Here is a 20,320-nt window from a genome sequence, read left to right as displayed (position 1 = left end):
GTAGTCGGTCAGCGTTCCACGTAGCGGCGCAGCTCCAGGCGGGCCACCAGGTCGCGGTGCACCTCGTCCGGGCCGTCGTAGATGCGGGCGGCCCGTTCGTGGCGGTACCAGAAGGCAAGGATCGTGTCGTCGGTCATGCCCAGCGCGCCGTGCACCTGCAGCGCCCGATCGAGCACCCGCTGCAGCACCCCCGCCACGTAGAACTTGAGCAGCGAGATGTCGGCGCGGGCCGCGTGGGATCCGGCCTGTTCGATCTTTTCGGCCGTGGCCAGCACCAGATGGCGGGCGGCTTCGATCTCGGCCCGGCTGTCGGCAATGGCGTGGCGAACCACCTGCTGGTCGGCCAGCACATGACCGGGCGCCAGTTCGCGACGCAGGGCATGACGGCACATCAGCTCCAGCGCCCGCTCGCAGATGCCGATCCAGCGCATGGCATGATGGATTCGTCCGGGACCCAGCCGCTCCTGAGCCAGCGCGAAGCCGGCTCCTTCGGGGCCCAGCCGGTAGTGCATCGGGACGCGGCACCGCTCGAAGCGTACTTCGGAATGGCTCATCCATCCTTCGCCGAGTTCGCCCATGACCGGCAGCCGGCGCACGTGCAGAAAGCCCGGCGTGTCGGTGGGGACGATCAGCAGGCTGGCCCGTTCGTGCGGCCGCTCGGCTTCGGGATTGGTCACGGCCATGACGATGGCAAAGGCGGCCCCGTCGGCGCCCGTGACGAACCACTTGTGGCCGTCGAGCACGTAGTGGTCTCCTTCGCGGCGGGCCGTCGTGCTGAGCCAGACCGGATTGGAGCCGGCGTGCTCCGGCTCGGTCATCGCAAAGCAGCTCCGGATTTTGCCCTGCACCAGCGGAAGCAGAAAGCGCTCCTGCTGCTCCGGCGTGCCGTGTGCCAGCAGCAGCTCCATGTTGCCGATGTCGGGCGCCTGGCAGTTGAACAGGTAATGGCCCAGCGGCGTGCGACCCAGACGCTCGCTCAGGTGGGCGAATTCGGTGAGCGACAGTCCCATGCCGCCCAACCGTCGGGGCAGCGGCGGACACCACCAGCCGCGCGCTTTCACCTCGGCCCGGAGGGCCTCCAGTTCGTCGGTGAGCGCGTGCAATCCTTCCCGCAGCAGCCGTCGTTCCAGCGGATAAACGCGGCTTTCGAGGAACGACTGCACCTCGACAAGCAGGGGACCGGGTAGCGCTTGCGTGCTCATGGCAGGGGCATGGGTGGGTAGCCGATCAGGAGACCGCCGTCGATCGGGAGCGCGGCACCCGTCATGTAGTCGGACGCGCTCGAAGCCAGAAACAGCGCCAGGCCGACGAGTTCTTCGGGCTCGGCCATGCGGCGCTGGGGAATCTGTTGGACGATGGCGTCGTGCAGGGCGGGCGTCTCCCAGAGCACCCGGCTGAAGCGCGTGCGGATGAAGCCGGGCACGATCGCATTGACCTGGATGTTGTCCGAGGCCAGCTCGGCCGCCAGCACTTCGGTCAGCATGAGCACGGCCGCCTTCGTGACGCAATAGACGCCCATGCCCGGCTGCGGCCGCACCCCGGCGATCGAGGCGACGTTGATGATCTTACCGCCGCCCCGCCGCTTCATGTGCGGATGGCAGGCGCGGGCCGTGTAGAAATAGCCCTTGACGTTCACCTCGAAGGTTTTGTCCCAGTGGGAGGGTTCGGCCGTCAGGATGGGGCCAAAGTGCGGGTTGGTGGCGGCGTTGTTGACCAGGATGTCGATGCCACCGAACGCTTCGACGGCGCGGGCCACCAGCACCTCCACCTCGTCCGGGTGGCCGGTATGCGTGGGGACGGCCAGGGCTTCGCCGCCCCGCTGTCGGATCGCTTCGGCCGCCGTCTCGAGGCCTTCCGGCTTGCGGGCGGCCAGCACCACGCGGGCACCGGCGGCCGCGTAGGCCTCGGCAATGGCCCGGCCGATGCCCCGGCTGGCGCCGGTGATGAGGGCCACCTTGCCGCGCAGGTCGGCGGTAAATGGCGGACGCGGTTCGCTCATGAGGATTTTCCGGGTTGTTGCGCGATCTCAGGCCAGCGGTCGGCCCAGGGACGGGCCGCTTCGTAGCAGGCCGCCGCACGCAGCACGGTGGTTTCGGCAAAGCGGCGACCGACGATCTGAAGTCCGACGGGCAGACCGTCGCGGGTGAAGCCGGCGGGCACACTGGCGGCCGGATGGCCGGTCAGGTTGAACGGAAACGTAAAGAACGGCTCCAGCGGGCTTTCCACCGGTTGTCCGGCGATTTCCGTGGGGCCGAACTCACCGGAACGATGCGGGGGTGCGGCCATGACGGGCAGCAGCCAGAGATCGTACCGCTGCAGGAAGGCTTCCACGCGGTCGTAGAGCTGCAGACGGGCGAATTCGGCGCGGGCCACGTCGCGGGCTGAAAGCTGGTCGGCGTAGGGTAGAAAGACGGCCAGCATGGGGTCGAGCTGCTCGACGAAGCCCGGCGGCAGGTCGCGTTCGAGCTGGGCCACCATGCGGGGCACAATGATGCCCAGAAACGCCTCGGCGGGGAAGTCCAGGCCGGCCGAGGCTTCTTCAACGTGGCAGCCCAGGTCTTCGAAGGTGCGCGCGGCCGCCTCGCAGAGCGCCTGCACTTCGGGATCGACGCGACCGTAGCCGGGCGTGGGACTCCAGGCCACGCGGAGGCCCCGGACGTCGCCCTCGCAGGCCGCCAGAAACGACGGCACCGGACCCGGCAGGCTGTAGGGGTCGCGCGGGTCCGGTCCGGCCATAAGGTCCAGCAGCGCCGCCGCGTCGCGCACGCTCCGGGCGATCGGCCCCTCGTGGTTCAGCGTGGCCCAGCTATCCTGACGCGGCCAGAAGGGGACGCGCCCGAACTGGGGCTTGAGACCGAACACCCCGCAGCAGGAGGCCGGTACGCGAATCGAGCCGCCGCCGTCGTTGCCGTGGGCGATCGGTCCGAGCCCGGCGGCCACCTGGGCGGCCGCTCCGCCCGAGGAGCCGCCCGGGCTGTGGTCGAGCTTCCAGGGGTTGCGCGTGGCGCCGAAGAGGCGGTTTTCGGTGTCGAACTTGCCGCCGAACTCCGGCGTGTTCGTTTTGCCGAGGATGGGCAGCCCGGCCCGCCGCAGGCGCTCGACGAGCACGGCATCGACGTCCGGCACGTGGTCGCGCAGCAGCGCCGAGCCGTAGGTGGTGCGCAGGCCCTTCGTTTCGGTCAGGTCCTTGATGGTAACGGGCACGCCCGCCAGCGGTCCGAGCGTCTCGCCGCGATCCAGTCGTTCGTCCACCGCGCGGGCGGCGGCCAGCGCCCCGTCGGCGTCGAGCGTTACGATGGCGTTAATCGTGGGGTTCAGCGCTTCGATGCGCTCCAGAAAGTGTGTGACCACCTCGACGGCCCGCACTTCCCGACGGGCGATCAGTCGGCCCAGTTCGAGCGCCGTCAGCTTCCAGAGTTCCATTGTCAGTTGCCGGTGAACACAGGGGGACGTTTTTCGAGGAAGGCCTGAATGCCCTCGCGGTGGTCGTGGCTCTGGATGCACTGCTGCTGGAGCAGCGCCTCGTAGGCGATCGCTTCGCGGAGCGTGGCCGTGAGTGCGTGGTGCAGCGCCGTCTTGGTCAGGCCCAGCGCCAGCGTGGGGCGGGCGGCCAGTTCGCGGGCCCAGCGCCGTGCTTCTTCTTGCAGGCGGTCGGCCGGCACGATGCGGTTGGCCAGCCCCCATGAGAGGCAGCGACCGGCCGGAATGCGCTGGCCTTCGGCAGCCATCTCGAAAGCCCGTGCGTAGCCCACCAGCCGTACCAGCAGGAACGTGGCACCCATGTCGGGTACCAGCCCGATGTTGCTGAAGGCCAGCATCAGGCTGGCGTCGTCGGCCATGATGCGCAGGTCGCAGGCCAGCGCCAGCGAGCAGCCGGCCCCGGCCGCCGTGCCGTTGATGGCCCCGATGATCGGCTTTTCGATGGAGGTCATCAGCTCGACGATGGGGCCATAGACCTGCAGCAGGTGGCGGCGGACGAAGGCCGGGGAGGGGATCTCCTGAAACGAACTCAGGTCGGCTCCTGAGCAGAAGTCCGGTCCGGCGCCGGTCAGCACCACGGCCCGGATGTCGGGATCGTCCCGCACGCGCAGCAACGCTTCGTGCAGCGCTTTTTCCAGCGTGCGGTTGAGCGCATTGCGCCGTTCGGGTCGGTTCAGCGTCAACACGGCCACCGGCCCGTCGTATTCAAAGAGCAGTTCTTCGTGGACGGCTTCCTGCATGATCGTTTCGGGGATTGCGAGAATGAACGCTCGTTCAATATACTATGGACAAGTTGTGAAATAAAGTCCAGGGGCATCATGGAGTTTGTAACCGGCGGGTCGCTGAAAGGGAAGGTGCTGTTCATCACCGGCGCCAGCCGCGGTATCGGTAAGGCGATTGCGCTACGGGCGGCGCGCGACGGCGCGCGTATCGTAATTGCGGCCAAGACCGTCGAACCGCATCCGAAGCTACCGGGCACGATCTACACGGCGGCCGAGGAGGTACGGGCGGCCGGAGGCGAGGCGTTGCCGATCCCGGTCGATGTGCGCTTCGAGGATCAGATTCAGCAGGCCGTGGAGCAGGCCGTGGCCCATTTCGGGGGGATCGACATGCTCGTCAACAATGCCAGCGCGATCTACCTGGCCGGTACGCTCGAAACGCCCATGAAGCGCTTTGACCTGATGCACCAGGTGAACGTGCGCGCCACGTTTGCCTGCTCGCAGGCCTGTCTGCCGCACCTGATGAAGGCCGAGAATCCGCACATTCTGGTGCTGTCGCCGCCGCTGAAGCTGGAGCCGCGCTGGTTTGCGCCGCACCTGGCCTACACGCTCTCGAAGTACGGCATGTCGATGTGCGTGCTGGGCATGGCCGAGGAATTCCGGGAGGCGGGCGTGGCCGTCAATGCGCTCTGGCCGCGCACGACGATCGCGACGGCGGCCGTGCGCAACCTGCTGGGCGGTGAGGAGATGGTGCGGCGCTCCCGCAAGCCCGAGATCGTGGCCGATGCGGCGCACGTGATCCTGACGCAGCCCAGTCGCCGGTGCACCGGAAATTTCTTTATCGACGAAGACGTACTGCGTCAGGTGGGTGTCACGGACTTCACCCCCTACGCGGTCGATCCGTCCGTGGGCGAATTGATGCCCGATCTTTTTGTCTGAACGGTCGCCGATCCCTTCCGAATGGGTTTGCACAAGCGTGAACATGCGTTTATTTTATAGTGAAGCTTTGCTAAAGGAATCGCTTTCAATCAGTGAAAAAATCCGCCATGCATATTTACCGCAGCCCGTTTCCCGATGTGGAGATTCCGGAAATCCCGCTTCCGGAGATGGTCTTTCAGCGGGTAGATGAGCACCCGGATAAGCCGGCGCTCATCGAGGGAATGACCGGGCACACGCTCACCTACGCGCAGCTCCGGGAGCAGGCGCGGGCTTTTGCCGCCGGACTGGCCGCCCGGGGCTTTCGCAAGGGCGACGTGCTGGCCCTCTACAGCCCCAATCTGCCGGAGTATGCCGTGGTCTTCTACGGGGTGGCGATGGCCGGTGGTATCACGACGACGGTCAATCCGCTCTACACGGTCGATGAACTGGCGCACCAGTTGGAAGACGCCGGGGCGCGATTTCTGGTGACGTTCCCGCTGTTTCTGGAAAATGCCCGGGCGGCAGCCGAACGCACCGGTGTGGAGGAGGTGATCGTCATCGGGGAGGCCGACGGGGCCACGCCGCTGGCCGAGCTGCTGCAGCACGGGACCGAACCGCCGGCCGTGGACATCAACCCGCGCGAAGATCTGGTGGTGCTGCCGTATTCGAGCGGCACCACGGGGCGTCCCAAAGGCGTCATGCTCACGCACTACAACATCGTGGCGAATATTGCCCAGACGATGGCCGTCGAGCAGTTCGAGGACGACGAGGTGCTCATCGGCATTCTGCCGTTTTACCACATCTACGGCATGACGGTCATCATGAGCATGGCGCTGCATGCCGGGGCCACGGTGGTGACCATGCCGCGCTTCGATCTGGAGCAGTTTCTGGAGTTGCTCCAGCGCTATCGAATCACCACAGCCTTTCTGGTGCCGCCGATCATCCTGGCGCTGGCCAAGCACCCGCTGGTGGATCAGTACGATCTCTCCAGTCTCCGCTATGTCAACTCCGGCGCGGCACCATTGCCCGAGCCGGTGGCCCGTCAGTGTGCCGAGCGCCTGAACGTGACGGTGCGCCAGGGCTACGGCATGACCGAGACAAGTCCGGTGACGCACTTCACGCCGCGCGGCTTTCCGATCAAGCTCTCGTCGGTGGGCGTGGCCGTACCGAACACGGAATTCCGGATCGTCGATGTGGCCACGCACGAAGACGTGCCGGAGGGCGAGACGGGCGAGCTGTGGATCCGCGGGCCTCAGGTCATGAAGGGCTACTGGAAGAACCCGCAGGCCACGCGCGACACGCTTGACGAGGAAGGCTGGCTGCATACGGGCGACGTGGCCCGTGTGGATCAGGACGGCTATCTGTACATCGTCGATCGCGTCAAAGAGCTGATCAAGTACAAGGGGTATCAGGTGGCTCCCGCCGAGCTGGAGGAGATTCTGCAGGGGCATCCGGCCGTGGCCGACGTGGCCGTCGTGCCGAGTCCTGACGAAGAGGCGGGCGAGGTGCCCAAGGCCTATGTGGTGCTCAAGCCCGGCATGCAGGCCACGGCGGAAGAACTGATGGCCTACGTGGCCGAGCGGGTGGCACCGTACAAGAAGATCCGGCGCGTGGAGTTCGTCGATCAGATTCCCAAGACACTTTCGGGTAAGATTCTGCGGCGGGAACTGGTCAAGCGCGAACGGGAGATCGCCGGATTGTCGTGAAAAATTTTTCCTGAAAAACCAGATCAGGACGATTCATAAACGCCGGAAGTGAACACCGTTAACCAACCTGTGAAAACGACCATGCCCCACATGCTCACGCGTCTCTGGTTGCTGGCCGCGCTGGTGCTCCTTCCCGGTCTGGCGGCCGCGCAATCGATGGCCACGCTGCAGGGCCGGGTGACCGACGCCGAAAGCGGTGATCCGTTGCCCGGCGCCAACGTGGTGCTTTATCGGCCCGGGGAGACGGCGGCTTTTCGGGGAGCTGCAACCGATCTGGAAGGCCGCTATCGGCTGGAAAACCTGCCGGCCGGTACCTACGAGGTGGTAGCCCGCTTCGTCGGCTACGCCGATGCCCGGCGTACGGTCACGCTGACGGCCGGTGCCACGGTAACGGTCGATCTGGCGCTGGCGCCGGTCGAACTCGGCCTGAACCCCGTGGTGGTGACGGCCTCGCGCCGTCAGGAAAAAGTGCTGGAGTCGCCCGCGTCGATCTCGGTGCTCGACGCGCGCGATCTGGAGCAGACGGCCACGCATGCGACGGCCGCCGCGCTGCGCTACACGCCGGGCGTGGACATTTCACAGTCCAGCCTGAATCGTTTCCAGGTATCGCTGCGTGGCTTCAACTCGGTATTCGTGGCCAAAACCTATGCGCTGGTCGATTACCGACAGGCCACCACGCCAAGCCTGGCCATCAATGAGTTTTCGTCGATGCCCATCGCGCCGATCGACCTGGCCCGGATCGAAGTCGTGCGGGGTCCCAACTCGGCACTCTACGGGGCCGGCGTGGAGCAGGGTGTGATTCACTTCATCACGAAAGATCCGCTGACCTATCCGGGCACGTCGGTGATGCTCGGCGGCGGCGAGCGCTCGATCATCCAGGGCGCGCTGCGCCATGCGGGCGTTATCAACGACCGACTGGGCTACAAGATCGTGGGCTACTACAGCCAGGGTGAGGACTGGAAACTGGACCCGAATGATCCACACGATCGTGAATTGCTCGAGGCCATTCACCCGCGCTGGGGGGGGCGCGATTACGATACCTGGCAGGGATACGTCTATGGCACGCTGCAGTACCGGCTGGGGCCGCAGACCACGCTGACGGCAAGCGGCGGCTATTCCTCGATCAAACAGATGGTTCTGGCCAATACCGGCGAGAACGCCACGGACAACTTTGCCAACTACTTCGGCCAGCTCCGGCTGCAGGCCGGCGGGTTCTTCGGACAGGTATTCTACACGCAGAATGACGACGGCAACACGCACTTTGTGCGGACGCCCGTCGAGGTCTATGAAAAGTCGTTTCTGATGGCCGCCCAGGCGCAGTACAGCTTCAGCGTGCTGGACGACCGCCAGAGCTTCATCGTAGGAGCCGATTACCGGCGAACGGTGCCCCGCACGGGCGGTACGATCCACGGTCGCTTCGAGGGACGCGACGAGACGAACGAGATCGGCGGCTACGTTCAGTCCGAGACGCGTCTGACCGAGCAGCTCGACGTGGTGCTGGCCGGGCGGCTGGACTACGACGATGTGATTCAGAAAACGCAGTTTTCGCCGCGCGTGGCACTTGTCTTCAAGCCTTCACCCACGCACAGCTTCCGCACCACCTACAACCGGGCCTTCACGACGCCGCCCGGGGTGAACCTCTTCCTGGATCTGTTCATCGAAGACCGCGGGCCGTTCGGCGTGCGCGGGGTAGGGGCCGTCGATGGCTGGACCTTCCCGAGCCAGGTGCAGACTTCCAGCTTCATTCCCGGCATTCGCGCCTGGCCCGGCGTGGGCATTCCGCTGGCCGTGGCTTACCAGGCGGTGACGGCCGGACTGGCCGCGCAGGGCGTGTTGCCCGGTCCGCTGGTGGCCTATCTCCAGAGCAAGGCCAAGGCCAGCCAGATTAAGGGCTTTTCGTCTGGATTGATGGTGAACACGTCAGGCGAGGTGCTTACGAGCCTGGAGAACGTCCCGGCCGCCCGCCAGACGATCACGAACTCCTACGAACTGGGCTACAAGGGGTTGTTCGCCAACCAGTTGCTGGTAACGATCGACCTGTACTACACGCGCAAGAAAAACTTCATCAGCGAGTTGCAGCCCTTTACGCCGCTGGTGGTGGCACCCGGCGTGGCAGGCGATCTGGCAACAGCCGTGGCAAATGCTTTTACGGATGAAGAGTTGCAACCTTACGGTCTGAATCGGCAGGCGCTGGCGAACATTTACCGTCAGGCGGCGGCAAGTCTGGCGGCTAACCCGATCGGTCTGATCGAACCGACGGAAAACTTCGATCCGAATCGCAAGCCCGAGTTGCTGCTCTCCTACGTGAACTTCGGGGATGTGGACTACTACGGAGCCGATGTGGCCGTGCAGTGGACGCCCAATGCGCGCTGGGCGCTGTTCGGGAATTTCTCGTGGGTGAGCGACAACTTCTTCGACGACGAGGAGCTGGGCGAGCCGGGCACCGGCCGGGAGATCTCGATGAATGCGCCGCGTTACAAGATGGCCGGCGGGGTCGAATACACGGATCCGTCCGGGCTGTCGGTCAACCTGGCCGGGCGCTATGTGGACAAGTTCGAGGTGCGTTCGGGAATTTTCAGGGGCACCGTCGATAGCTACTTCCTGCTCGATCTGGGGCTGGGCTACGATCTGCGTCGGCTCACGCCCGGCCTGCGCATCGACGTGCTGGCCCAGAACGTGCTGAACAACGAGCACCGCGAGTACATCGGCGCCCCCAAGATGGGGCGGCTGATCACCACCCGCCTGACCTACACGGTGGGCGGCCGCTGAACCACAACACCATCCGGCCGGGTTCGGGATTGCCCGAACCCGGCCGGCAACGGGGACAAACGGGAAGAGCAGCGATGGAACGAAGTCGGCGCGAAGCGGAACTCTACCGGGCGGCGGCCCGGGTATTCCGACGTAAGGGGCTGCAGCAGACGCGGTTGCAGGATGTGGCCGACGAGCTGGGCGTGCCCCGGGGCGCGCTGTACTACTACGTGGCCAGCAGAGACGACCTGGTGCGGGCGGTCGTCGAGACGCCGCTCCGACGTCTGCTGGAACAGGCCCGCGAGATTGCCGCGGGCAACGATTCGCCCGCGGCAAAGCTGACCCGCCTTATCGCGCAGCACCTGCAAAGCCTGGCCGCCGAGCAGGAGAGCTGGCTGCTGTTGCAGTGCGAAGGCCGGGAAGCGCTGCAGGAGGTGCTTGCGATCGACCTGCAGGAGCTGCTCCGGCAGTACGAAACCTGCTGGAACGAGGTGATTGTCGAGGGCATCGAGCAGGGCGTTTTTGTGGCGACTACCGAGCCGGACACGGCGGCGCGGGCGTGTCTCGGACTGGTGCAGGGCGTCTACTGCTGGCAGCGCCTGACCGGCGAGGAAGCCCCGGAGGCTGTGGCCGCCTGGCTGACGCCGCTGGTCCTGCAGAGCCTGCAGGGGGCCGGCCGCAGCGTGTCGGCCTCGCTCAACACGTGAGGGCTATGACCGGACCGCTGCGTTCGCTTCGTGTGCTGGACTTCACCACGCTACTGCCCGGGCCGTACGCGACGCTGCTGCTGGCCGACCTGGGCGCCGACGTGGTGCGCATCGAGTCGCCCGACCGGCCCGACCTGATGCGCCTGGCGCCCCCTTACGACGACTCCGGCACGTCGGCCGGCTACGCCTGGGTCCATCGTTCCAAGCGCTCGGTGACGCTCGACCTGAAGCACCCGCAGGCGGCCAACGTAGTGCGCCGGCTTGTCCGGCACTACGACATCGTGGTGGAAGGCTTCCGGCCGGGCGTCATGCAGCGGCTGGGGCTGGACTACGAAACGCTGGCGGCCGAAAATCCGGCACTGATTTACTGCGCCGTCACCGGCTACGGGCAGACGGGACCCTACCGCGAACGGGCCGGGCACGACCTGAACTATCAGGCGCTCTCCGGTCTGCTGAGCCACAGCGGCCGCCGCGAAGTGGGGCCGGCACCTTCCGGCGTGCCGCTGGCCGACGTGGCCGGGGGGCTTTTTGCCGCGCTGGCCATCCTGGCGGCCGTCGTGCACCGACAGCGCACCGGAGAGGGCCAGTACCTGGACCTGGCGCTGCTCGACACGACGATTGCTTTCAACGGACTGGCCGTCAGCGGCCTGCTGGGCGCCGGACATCGTCCCGGCTACGAGACCGAGCCGCTCAACGGCGGCAGCTTCTACGACTGCTACCGCACACGCGACGGCCGCTATCTGGCCGTGGCCGGTCTGGAGCCGAAATTCTGGGAAGGCTTCTGTGAGGCGATCGGCCGGCCGGACCTGGCACCCTACGGCTACAACGTGTGGGATGCGGCCGTCCAGCAGCGGCTCAAGAAAGAAATCCAGCAGGTGATCGCTTCGCGGACGCTGGCCGAATGGCAGGCGGTCTTTGCCGAACGCGACGTTTGCGTCGAGCCCGTGCTGACGCTCGACGAGATGGCACAGCACCCGCAGGTGCAGGCGCGTGGACTGATCGTCGAAGTGCCGCGGCCGGATGCGCCGCCGCAGCGACAGGTGGGCTTTCCCGTGCAGTTTTCGCGTACGCCGCCGGCCTACCGGCATACCGGCCCGCCGCTGGGCGCGCATACCCGCAAGGTGCTGCAGGAAGCAGGGTTTACCCCGGAAGAAATCGAGGCACTGGCCGCCGAAGGGGCGTTCGGCACCGATTTTTCCAGCCCTGATTGAAAAAAAATCTTTCACCAAACCCGAAAACAGCCATGCCGAAGTACACCAGCATTCCTGAAGTGCTCGAATCCTACAAGGAGCGGTTTCTCCCCGACCAGGCCGCAGGTGTCGAGGGTGTTGTGCAGCTCAACCTGACCGGCGAGGGCGGGGGCGAGTACTACATGGTGATCAAGGACGGCACGCTGGAAATCAAAGAAGGCAAACACGAAAATCCGACGGTCACCGTCACCACCTCCGCCGAGAACTGGCTCAAGATCAACAACGGCGAGGCCAACCCCATGTCGCTCATGATGATGGGCAAGCTCAAGGTGAGCGGCTCGCTCCCGATGGCCATGAAATTCCAGTCCCTTTTCCGGATGGGATAAGCTCCGGAAAGCAGCGCATGCCCCGAAGTTCGGGGCGAATGAGCAGGCCCGGTCTGCAGGGGCGCACCCTGTGTGCGCCCCGCCTTTTCCGGGAAACGCTTAACCGCTCGCCTTCCGCGGACAGGTGGAAAAGCCGAGCGCCGCGTACAGCGGACAGCTTCCGGCCAGGCCGGTTACCAGCAGAATAAGCGCCACAATGCCCAGAATGACGGCCAGCGCACCGCTGAGCTGTCCGGTGATCAGCAGCACCCCGATCACCAGCGCGATCACGACGCGGAGGACCCGGTCGATGGTGCCGACGTTGCGTTTCATGGCAGGTGGTGTCTGTTCTGTAATGACAACCTGTAACAAGGTACAGGAAGTGCCTGAAATGGTGCGTAATAAACTGGTAACGGATGGCAAAAATCGATCGGTCGGGCGTAATACGTTGCGTTAAAGCCAGAGGTTATTGAAAGGGAACGATGAGGCGCACGCGTGCAGGATCGGCGGATACCGTAGCCATTTCCAGGATTCGACTCCAGGCGACGGATGCGTTGAAGCAGCGGCTGGCGCAGGGGCCGGTAATCGTGCAGCGACAGGGAAAGGCCGTGGCCGTCCTGCTCGATCCGGCCAGGTGGCAGGAACTGGCCGACCGACTGGAGTCGGACGCCGCGCCCCGGACGAACAACCGGGCCCGAAAACGCTGAGCCGGCCGATTACACGTGCCGCTCGGCGTGATAGGAGGAGCGGACCAGGGGGCCGCTTTCGACGTGGCCGATCCCCTTGGCTTCGCCCATTTCTTTGTACCAGCGGAACACGTCCGGGTGCACGAACTCCTCGACGGGCAGGTGCATGCGCGTGGGTTGCAGGTACTGGCCGATCGTCATGATGTCGAGTCGAATCCGCGCGAAGTCGTCCATCACGGCCAGCACTTCTTCCTTTGTCTCGCCCAGCCCCACCATGATCCCGCTCTTGGTGCGGAGGCCGGCCTGCTTGGCCCGCCATAGCAGTTCCAGCGAGCGTTCGTAGCGGGCCTGAGGCCGCACGCGGCGATAGAGGCGCGGCACCGTCTCGACGTTGTGATTGAGGATGTCCGGGCGCTCGTCAAGCACCAGCTGCAGGGCGTCCCAGTTGCCCTGAAAGTCCGGAATCAGCACTTCGACGGTCACGCCCGGGTTGAGCGCCCGGATCTGGCGGATCGTTTCGGCGAACAGCGAGGCGCCGCCGTCTTCCAGATCGTCGCGGTCCACCGAGGTAACCACGGCGTGTCGGATGCCCATCAGACGCACCGCTTCGGCCACGCGACGCGGCTCATCCCAGTCCAGTGGATCCGGGCGGCCGGTCTTGACCGCGCAGAAGCCGCACGAGCGCGTGCAGACGTTCCCGAGGATCATGAACGTGGCGGTGCCGGCCGTCCAGCATTCGCCCATGTTCGGGCAGCGGGCGCTCTGGCAGACCGTGTGCAGCCGGTGCGTTTCGACAATGTCCAGCACGCGCCGGTAGGTGGGGCCGTAAGGCAGCTTGGCCCGGAGCCAGGCGGGACGCCGCCCCCGCTCGTTCGTCACCGGCGGCGGATCCACCACGGGCAGTTCGAAGAAACCGCCGTCCCCCTCAGGAAAGAGGGGCTCCTTGGGCACGCGCTTCAGTTCGATCTCGCCCGGAAGGTAGCGACGACGCGGCGACTCGGTGTGCTGCTGGGCCATGGTCTGTATTTCCGGAAAAGTGCAACCCATCCAAATCGGGGAAAGGCTACCCGACAGCCATCGAAATGATCCCGTGAGCGCGTGGCCCGGGCCCGATGCCGCTTTCGTTGATCTTTCAAGTTTTCCCGGCTTTACGCGCCCGTCTGGATGTTTCGGTTTTCGTATTTTGCAAAAAACAACGTCGTGGAAAACGGAAGGGAGTGCCTTATGGAGCATGTGACCATGCAGCAGATTACTCCGGAAATGGTGCGGCCCATCCTGGCCCGCCACCTGCTGACCGACGGGTTGCCGATCGTGCTCGACATGGAGCGGAGTCAGGGGGTGCATCTGTACGATCAGCTTACCGGCCGTGAGTTGATCGACTTTTTCGGCTTCTTCGCCTCGAGCGCGGTCGGGATGAACCATCCCAAAATGCTCGGCGACGAGGACTTCAAGAAGCGCCTGATGGAGGCCGCCCTGAACAAGGTGACGAACTCGGACATCTACACAGTGCACATGGCCCGATTCGTCCAGACCTTCGAGCGGGTGGGCATTCCGGATTACCTGCCTTATGCCTTTTTCATCGACGGCGGCGCGCTGGCCGTGGAGAATGCGCTCAAGGCGGCCTTCGACTGGAAAGTCCGCAAAAACTTCCGGAAGGGCTACCGCCGCGAAGTGGGCCACCGGGTGCTGCACTTCGACCAGGCGTTCCACGGGCGCACCGGCTATACGCTTTCGCTGACGAACACCTTCGATCCGCGCAAGACCCAGTATTTCCCGAAGTTCGACTGGCCGCGCGCCATCAATCCGAAGCTCACGTTCCCGCTCACCGAGGAAAACCTGGAGCGCACGATCAAGCTGGAGCAACTGGCCATCCGTCAGGCCAAGCAGTACTTTTACGAATACAAGGACGACATCGCCTGCATCATCATCGAGCCCATTCAGGCCGAAGGCGGCGACAACCACTTCCGGCCCGAGTTTCTGAAGGCGCTCCGGGAGCTGGCCGACGAAAACGACGCGCTGCTGATCTTCGACGAAGTGCAGACAGGCGTTGGCATCACAGGCGCCTTCTGGGCGCACCAGGCGCTCGGCGTGCAGCCCGACATCATTGCCTTTGGCAAAAAGACCCAGGTGTGCGGCATTCTGGCCGGGCGGCGGCTGGACGAAGTGGAAGACAACGTCTTCCATGTGTCGAGCCGGCTGAACTCCACCTGGGGCGGCAACCTGGCTGACATGGTCCGCTTCGATCGGATTCTGGAAATCATCGAAGAAGATCGGCTCGTGGAAAATGCCGCCCGCGTGGGCGCCTACCTGCTGCGTCGGCTGGAGGAGATGGCCGAGGCGCTGCCGTTCATGACCAACGTGCGCGGGCGTGGGCTCATGTGTGCCTTCGATCTGCCCACCCCGGCCTTCCGGGATGCCGTGCGCCAGCGGAGCCTGGAAGAGGGCGTTCTGGTGCTGGGCTGTGGCGAGCGCTCGATCCGCTTCCGTCCGCCGCTGATCATCACGGAAGCCGAGATCGACGAAGGGCTTCGTCGGTTGCGTCGGGCACTGGAGTACGTGGCCCGTCAGCAGCCGACTTCCTGAACGCATGCAATCCACACCACTGGAAAAGGCCGGTCCCGGACGGGGCCGGCCTTTTCCGGTGTTCCGCACCACCAGGAGTTCGTTACAATAGTCGTAGTAGGTCTTCTCGGGATAACTCGCAGTCGCGAAGGATTTTTGAGAGCAGACCTGGACCAATAATTTCCCCACGATGGACGGGGACGACCTTGCAGCGTCCGTCGGGGGTGTCGTAAAAAACGGTGACTCCCTTTGATGCGTACGACCTCGAACCCCGCCTTGCGCAGGGCCGCAATCAGTTCGTTACCCTTGAGGCGGGGCTGTCGCGTCATATCCGGATCTGCTGGACGCCGACAAATTCACCACCGGTCGGTTCCATTTCTTCCTCGACTTCCAGGCACAACTCGATGGCTTCTCGAATGCGCTTCATCAGGGTATCCAGCGATCTGGCCTGGGTGTGGCAGCCGCGCAGTTCGGGGACGCTGGCCACGTAATAGCCTGCGGCGTCGCGCTCGATGATTACGGTAAACGTGCGGCCCTGATGTTTCTGCTTGCGTTTTTTTTTTCGGAGCTCATTGGTAATATGTGATCGCTGATTTACTGGAACATGATAGCGCAACATCCCATGTGTCCGTGCTTTCAGCCCAGAATAAGCGGCGCCAACCGCCAACGCCAACGTCCTGAACGTCGGTGCCAGCAACCCGCAGGAGCAACCCTCCCCCTGGCCCCCTCCCTGGCAGGGCTTACCTTTACCCACAAATCAGGAGGGGTGAAAGGCAAGCCAGGCGGCGGCAATATCGCTGAGACGTTGCCAGCCACGCCAGAGCACCGTGACACCCGGAGGACCATCGTTTTTGCGAGCTAAAAAGCCGCCCAGCCGCGCAATCCATAAGACCACCTGACCCACCGTGGGCGGCCGGGCCGGCACCTGGTGGGTCTTGTGGTGGAAGGCATACAGGGCCTGCCACTCATGTGCGGCCAAAACCAGCGTGCAGGGCGCCTCCGGCGCATGACGCGCCAGCAGCGTCATCCAAAAAAGACGCCAGGCGATGATGCTCAAAAGGGCCAGATAGGGCAACAAACGCTCCACACTGGCCAACTGAGCTTTCTCCACACCGCATCCCGATTTGAGCACCTTGTGATAGACTTCAATCTGCCAGCGCAGGCCGTACCACCGGATCCGCTCCACGGCGTCGGCAAAACTATCTACGGGCACCGTGGTCAAAAGAAGCCAGCACAAAGGGGAGCTGACATCCCGGGGCGGAGCCTCCTCTTGCACCAGCACCGCATAGAGCGGCATGTCGCCCATCGTTTTGCGCAGGTGCTGGGGGGCTTTCAAGCTCACAGGCGCAAAGCGCACCGTGACCAGGGCCTGGCGTTTCGGCTTCCCTTTGCGGGCCGGGACAAGCACCTGCAGCTGACCGCACACCGCCTGCCGGCCCATCACCTCCCAGAGCCGCCCCACTTCAGGCTCACAGACCGAACGGTTCTGGGCGGCCCGCACCAGCAGCTCGGTCTCCAGGGTGCGGGCTTGGTCAAACAGCGCAAAAAGGTCCGACTCGCTGTCGCCGATGGTGATAAGCTGCGCCTCGGGGGGAACAACGGCCCGGCTCTGGCGCAGGGCCTTGAGCCACTTGGCGCTTTCTTTGGCTTCGAGCGGCAGCTTGCGTCGTGCTTCCGCGCTGCGCCGGGGGCGCTTAGGCGGACGCGCCCAGATCGCCTGGCTGGTCAATCCGAGCGGAAGACCCTGCTCGCTCATGAGCAGCGCGGTGTGCATGACCAGGCCCGAGAGCTTCTGCTGCGCGGTGCCGATGGGCCCCAGGCCTTTCGTCGCAGGGTGATGGGTATAGTTCAGGTACGTCGTATCCTGAAGGGCAAAGAGCAGTTGGTGCCCCCGGGCGCGTTCTCGCGTGCGGCGATAATGGGGCGCGCGGATCTTTTCGGCGGTCGTTTTGGCATTCGCAAAGAGCCGGTAGGCGGCCTTGGTGTCGGCCCAAGCGGCACAGGCCTGATTGATCGATCCCGAAGGCCTGGCCGCCAGTTGGGCGCCTGTTGTGAGCAGTCGCCGCTCCAGACGCTTATCGCCCAGCGCAACGTCGTGTAACTCATGCACAAGCCAGGCGGACAGCTCATCAAGCTCAGGGTTTTCCGTATCCATTTGGGGCTCCTCTTTGATTGCTTCGCTGGGGTAAAAGGTTATCTTAAGTATCCTCCTGCTAATCCCACGGCACTTGTGGGTAAAGATAAGCTTTCAGGGGGAGCTGTCGCGAAGCGACTGAGGGGGTCATGGGATGCCGCACACATGCACCATGATGCCCGGAAAATCATATAACTTCCAGGTTGAGCAGGCCGATGACCTGGTTCAAGCACGTCTTTTCTGGCTCAATGTACCATGGTTTGCAGGAGTTCCTGCTCTGGAGAAATGCCCGCCATGGTGCTGACCTGGGCGTGCTGATGCAACAGAAAACGGCGTCGCCCCGGAAGGCGACGCCGTCAGGATAAATCCGAATTGCCGTGCGCCGACAACCTCAGACGATGGCCGGTGCGGCGGCCGCTTCGTCTTCCTGGGCTTCGGTGACCAGGCGTGTCACGTCGGCAATGGCGTCGCCGGGCTTGAGCTGGATCAGCCGGACGCCCTGGGTGTGCCGGCCCATGCGGCTGATGTCGGCCACGTGGATGCGGATCATCAGGCCGTTCTGGGTGATGATCATCAGATCGTCGGTGTCCTGCACGGCCTTGATGGCGATGAGTCGGCCCGTGCGCGGCGTGATCTTCATGGTCCAGACGCCCTTGCCACCGCGCCGGTGGACGGGATACTCTTCCAGCGGGGTGCGCTTGCCGTAGCCGTTGGCGCTGATCGAAAGGATGCAGGGCGAGGCTTCAGGGGCGACGGCCACCATGCCCACGACCTGCTCGCCGGGCTCCAGCGCAATGCCCCGCACGCCGCGCGTGTTGCGGCCCATCGGCCGCACGTCCGCTTCGTCGAAGCGCACAACGCGCCCGCCCGAAGAGGCCAGCAGCACGTGCGCCCGGCCGTCGGTCAGCACCGCTTCGATCAGCTCGTCGCCTTCGGCAAAGGCGATGGCGATGATGCCGTCGGCCCGCGGACGGCTGAAGGCTTCCAGTTCCGTTTTCTTGACCAGGCCCTGGCGCGTGGCCATCAGCACGTAGTGCGTGCGCAGGAATTCCGGATTTTCGAAGTCTTCCTTGCGGATGTTCAGCACGGTGCGCACGCGATCGTCGGGCGCGATCTGGATCAGGTTGCGGATGGAGCGGCCGAGGCTGGTGCGGCTACCCTCCGGGATGTCGTAGACGCGCAGCCAGTAGCAACGGCCGTGGTCCGTGAAAAAGAGCAGATAGTCGTGGTTCTTGCAGGCGAACAGGTGCTCGATGTAGTCATCTTCCCGCATGCCGCTGGCCTTCATGCCCACGCCACCGCGGCCCTGCTGCCGGTAGATGTGCGCCGGCGTGCGTTTGATCAGGCCCTGGTGCGACAGCGTGACCACCACCTGCTCGTCTTCGATCAGGTCCTCGATGGCAAAGTCGCCGCCGCCCGCATAGTCGATCTCCGTACGCCGTGCGTCGGCGTACTTCTGCTTCAGCTCGAGCAGCTCTTCCCGGATGATCTGCCAGCGCAGCGGCTCGCTGGCCAGGATGCTGCGCAGGCGCTCGATTTCCTGCAGCAGCGCCCGGTATTCTTCTTCGAGTTTCTGGCGTTCGAGGCCAGTCAGGCGACTCAGCCGCAGGGCGAGGATCGCGTTGGCCTGCGCCTCGGTGAGCGTGAAATGCGAGGTCTGTTCGACGGGCAACCCCAGCCGCTCGCGCTGCTCCGGCGTGAGCCGTTCAGGCAGTACGCCTTCCATGAGGCGCTGGCGCGCTTCGTCCGGGTCGGCCGAATAGCGGATGATGTTGATGACGAGGTCGAGGTGATCGAGCGCGATCTTGAGCCCTTCCAGGATGTGGGCGCGCTCCTCGGCCTTGCGCAGCTCGAAGCGGGTGCGCCGCGTTACGACCTCGTGCCGGTGATCCAGGTAATGGCGCATCAGTTCTTTGAGCGTGAGCGTGCGCGGGCGGCCGTTCACCAGCGCCACCATGTTCACGCCGAAGGTCTGCTGGCAGGGCGTGTACTTGTAGAGCTGGTTCTGAATCACCAGCGGCACGGCATCTTTGCGCAGCTCCAGCACGACGCGCAGGCCTTCGCGGTCGCTTTCGTCCCGGATGTCCGTGATGCCGTCGATGCGGCGCTCCCGCACCAGATGCGCGATCTTCTCAATCAGGCTGCTTTTGTTGACCTGATAGGGGATTTCCGTGATGACGAGCGCCATGCGGCCGGGCCGGATCTCCTCTTCGTGGATGCGTGCGCGGATCAGGATGCGGCCGCGGCCGGTGGCGTAGGCTTCCCTGACGCCGCTGTAGCCGTAGATGATGCCGCCCGTGGGGAAGTCCGGTGCCGGAAGATGCTTCAGCAGCTCGTCCAGCGAGATGTCCGGGTTGTCGATCATGGCCACGAGCGCATCGACGGCCTCGCCCAGGTTGTGCGGTGGGATCTTGGTCGCCATGCCCACGGCGATGCCGTCGGCGCCGTTGACGATCAGGTTGGGCAGGGCGGCCGGCAGCACGACGGGCTCTTTCAGCGAGCCGTCGAAGTTATCCTGAAAATCGACGGTGTCCTTGTCGATGTCCCGCAGCATTTCCTCGGCCAGGCGCGTCAGCCGTGCTTCCGTGTAGCGCATGGCGGCGGGACTGTCGCCGTCGATCGAGCCGAAGTTGCCCTGGCCATCGACCAGCGGATAGCGCATGGCGAAGTCCTGCGCCATGCGCACCATCGTGTCGTAGACGGCCGCGTCGCCGTGCGGGTGGTACTTACCGAGCACCTCGCCGACGATACGGGCGCTTTTCTTGTAAGGGGCGCTGGAGGTCAGGCCGAGTTCGTACATGCCGTAGAGCACGCGGCGATGAACCGGCTTGAGCCCGTCGCGTACGTCCGGCAACGCCCGGCCCACAATCACCGACATGGAATAGTCGATGTAGGAGGATTTCATTTCCTCCTCAATATTGACAGGAATAATGCGAGGTTTTTCTGCTTCCATTTCTGCTGAATATGATTGATGCCGAACCGATTGAGAACGATGCGATCGCAGCGGACATTTTCCGCCGGGGAACATCCCAAAATAGGAAAAAAGACCCGGTGAAGCGAACGCGCAAGATGAAAAAAGTTCTCATTTTTTGAGACGGGAAAGTT

At 64.5% G+C, this 20,320-nt stretch carries 18 protein-coding genes; 8 read left to right on the top strand and 10 right to left on the bottom strand.

Annotated features, from left to right (window positions below):
* Window positions 1-8: 8 nt before the first annotated feature.
* Genes GYH26_RS11925 through GYH26_RS11910 form a run of 4 tightly spaced genes read right to left on the bottom strand, consistent with a single transcriptional unit; the run spans window position 9 to window position 4,220 of the window.
* Window positions 9-1,202 (bottom strand): acyl-CoA dehydrogenase family protein, encoded by a 1,194-nt coding sequence (locus GYH26_RS11925; protein WP_014066330.1) that lies wholly within the window; start codon window positions 1,200-1,202, stop codon window positions 9-11.
* Window positions 1,199-1,999, bottom strand: a complete 801-nt coding sequence (locus GYH26_RS11920; protein WP_161541841.1) for an SDR family NAD(P)-dependent oxidoreductase — start codon at window positions 1,997-1,999, stop codon at window positions 1,199-1,201. The genes GYH26_RS11925 and GYH26_RS11920 overlap by 4 nt, the downstream gene beginning before the upstream one ends.
* On the bottom strand, window positions 1,996-3,423 hold the full coding sequence (locus GYH26_RS11915; protein ID WP_161541840.1) for an amidase: 1,428 nt from the start codon (window positions 3,421-3,423) through the stop codon (window positions 1,996-1,998). The genes GYH26_RS11920 and GYH26_RS11915 overlap by 4 nt, the downstream gene beginning before the upstream one ends.
* 2 nt (window positions 3,424-3,425) lie before the next feature.
* The gene (locus tag GYH26_RS11910; RefSeq protein WP_161541839.1) at window positions 3,426-4,220 is read right to left on the bottom strand and encodes an enoyl-CoA hydratase/isomerase family protein; all 795 of its coding nucleotides are present in this window, start codon (window positions 4,218-4,220) and stop codon (window positions 3,426-3,428) included.
* Window positions 4,221-4,298: 78 nt separating this feature from the next.
* Between GYH26_RS11910 and GYH26_RS11905 the strand changes: the two genes are divergently transcribed.
* From GYH26_RS11905 to GYH26_RS11880, 6 genes are all read left to right on the top strand, one after another.
* Entirely contained in the window at window positions 4,299-5,138 is an 840-nt protein-coding gene (locus GYH26_RS11905) for an SDR family oxidoreductase (RefSeq protein WP_161541838.1), read from the top strand.
* A gap of 107 nt (window positions 5,139-5,245) precedes the next feature.
* Window positions 5,246-6,823 carry a 4-coumarate--CoA ligase family protein gene (locus tag GYH26_RS11900; protein WP_161541837.1) on the top strand — a complete coding sequence of 526 codons (1,578 nt, stop codon included), beginning with the start codon at window positions 5,246-5,248 and terminating at the stop codon, window positions 6,821-6,823.
* A gap of 81 nt (window positions 6,824-6,904) precedes the next feature.
* On the top strand, window positions 6,905-9,592 hold the full coding sequence (locus GYH26_RS11895; RefSeq protein ID WP_161541836.1) for a TonB-dependent receptor: 2,688 nt from the start codon (window positions 6,905-6,907) through the stop codon (window positions 9,590-9,592).
* Window positions 9,593-9,666: 74 nt separating this feature from the next.
* Window positions 9,667-10,278 (top strand): TetR/AcrR family transcriptional regulator, encoded by a 612-nt coding sequence (locus GYH26_RS11890; RefSeq protein WP_161541835.1) that lies wholly within the window; start codon window positions 9,667-9,669, stop codon window positions 10,276-10,278.
* 5 nt (window positions 10,279-10,283) lie between these two features.
* Complete coding sequence (locus GYH26_RS11885) at window positions 10,284-11,489, top strand: CaiB/BaiF CoA transferase family protein (RefSeq protein ID WP_161541834.1); 1,206 nt, start codon at window positions 10,284-10,286, stop codon at window positions 11,487-11,489.
* Between the two features lie 32 nt (window positions 11,490-11,521).
* Window positions 11,522-11,854: an SCP2 sterol-binding domain-containing protein gene (locus tag GYH26_RS11880; RefSeq protein ID WP_012844687.1), complete on the top strand. Its 333-nt coding sequence runs from the start codon at window positions 11,522-11,524 to the stop codon at window positions 11,852-11,854.
* A 99-nt stretch (window positions 11,855-11,953) separates the two neighbouring features.
* Here the strand turns inward: GYH26_RS11880 and GYH26_RS11875 are convergent, their stop codons facing one another.
* Window positions 11,954-12,166, bottom strand: a complete 213-nt coding sequence (locus GYH26_RS11875) for a YgaP family membrane protein (RefSeq protein ID WP_012844686.1) — start codon at window positions 12,164-12,166, stop codon at window positions 11,954-11,956.
* A 149-nt stretch (window positions 12,167-12,315) separates the two neighbouring features.
* On the opposite strand from GYH26_RS11875, the gene GYH26_RS11870 reads away from it, so the two are divergent.
* Window positions 12,316-12,540 (top strand): hypothetical protein, encoded by a 225-nt coding sequence (locus GYH26_RS11870; RefSeq protein WP_161541833.1) that lies wholly within the window; start codon window positions 12,316-12,318, stop codon window positions 12,538-12,540.
* Between the two features lie 9 nt (window positions 12,541-12,549).
* Here GYH26_RS11870 and lipA read toward each other — a convergent pair whose 3' ends face one another.
* Window positions 12,550-13,536 (bottom strand): lipoyl synthase, encoded by a 987-nt coding sequence (gene lipA, locus GYH26_RS11865; RefSeq protein WP_161541832.1) that lies wholly within the window; start codon window positions 13,534-13,536, stop codon window positions 12,550-12,552.
* A 207-nt stretch (window positions 13,537-13,743) separates the two neighbouring features.
* Between lipA and lat the strand changes: the two genes are divergently transcribed.
* On the top strand, window positions 13,744-15,102 hold the full coding sequence (gene lat / locus GYH26_RS11860; RefSeq protein ID WP_161541831.1) for an L-lysine 6-transaminase: 1,359 nt from the start codon (window positions 13,744-13,746) through the stop codon (window positions 15,100-15,102).
* On the opposite strand, the gene GYH26_RS15685 is transcribed toward lat, so the two are convergent.
* From GYH26_RS15685 to gyrA, 4 genes are all read right to left on the bottom strand, one after another.
* Entirely contained in the window at window positions 15,084-15,410 is a 327-nt protein-coding gene (locus GYH26_RS15685; RefSeq protein ID WP_197738530.1) for a type II toxin-antitoxin system HicA family toxin, read from the bottom strand. The two genes, lat and GYH26_RS15685, sit on opposite strands and share 19 nt — an antisense overlap.
* Window positions 15,407-15,700 (bottom strand): type II toxin-antitoxin system HicB family antitoxin, encoded by a 294-nt coding sequence (locus tag GYH26_RS11850; RefSeq protein ID WP_161541830.1) that lies wholly within the window; start codon window positions 15,698-15,700, stop codon window positions 15,407-15,409. Before GYH26_RS11850 ends, GYH26_RS15685 begins: the two co-directional genes overlap by 4 nt.
* A 138-nt stretch (window positions 15,701-15,838) precedes the next feature.
* Window positions 15,839-17,236: an IS4 family transposase gene (locus GYH26_RS11845; protein ID WP_161541829.1), complete on the bottom strand. Its 1,398-nt coding sequence runs from the start codon at window positions 17,234-17,236 to the stop codon at window positions 15,839-15,841.
* Between the two features lie 370 nt (window positions 17,237-17,606).
* Window positions 17,607-20,168: a DNA gyrase subunit A gene (gyrA, locus tag GYH26_RS11840; protein ID WP_161541828.1), complete on the bottom strand. Its 2,562-nt coding sequence runs from the start codon at window positions 20,166-20,168 to the stop codon at window positions 17,607-17,609.
* Between the last annotated feature and the right edge of the window lie 152 nt (window positions 20,169-20,320).

The organism is Rhodothermus marinus (assembly GCF_009936275.1).
Lineage (GTDB): Bacteria > Bacteroidota > Rhodothermia > Rhodothermales > Rhodothermaceae > Rhodothermus > Rhodothermus marinus_A.
The sequence above is the reverse complement of the archived record's forward strand: the minus strand, read 5'-3'. Positions and strand labels throughout refer to the sequence as shown.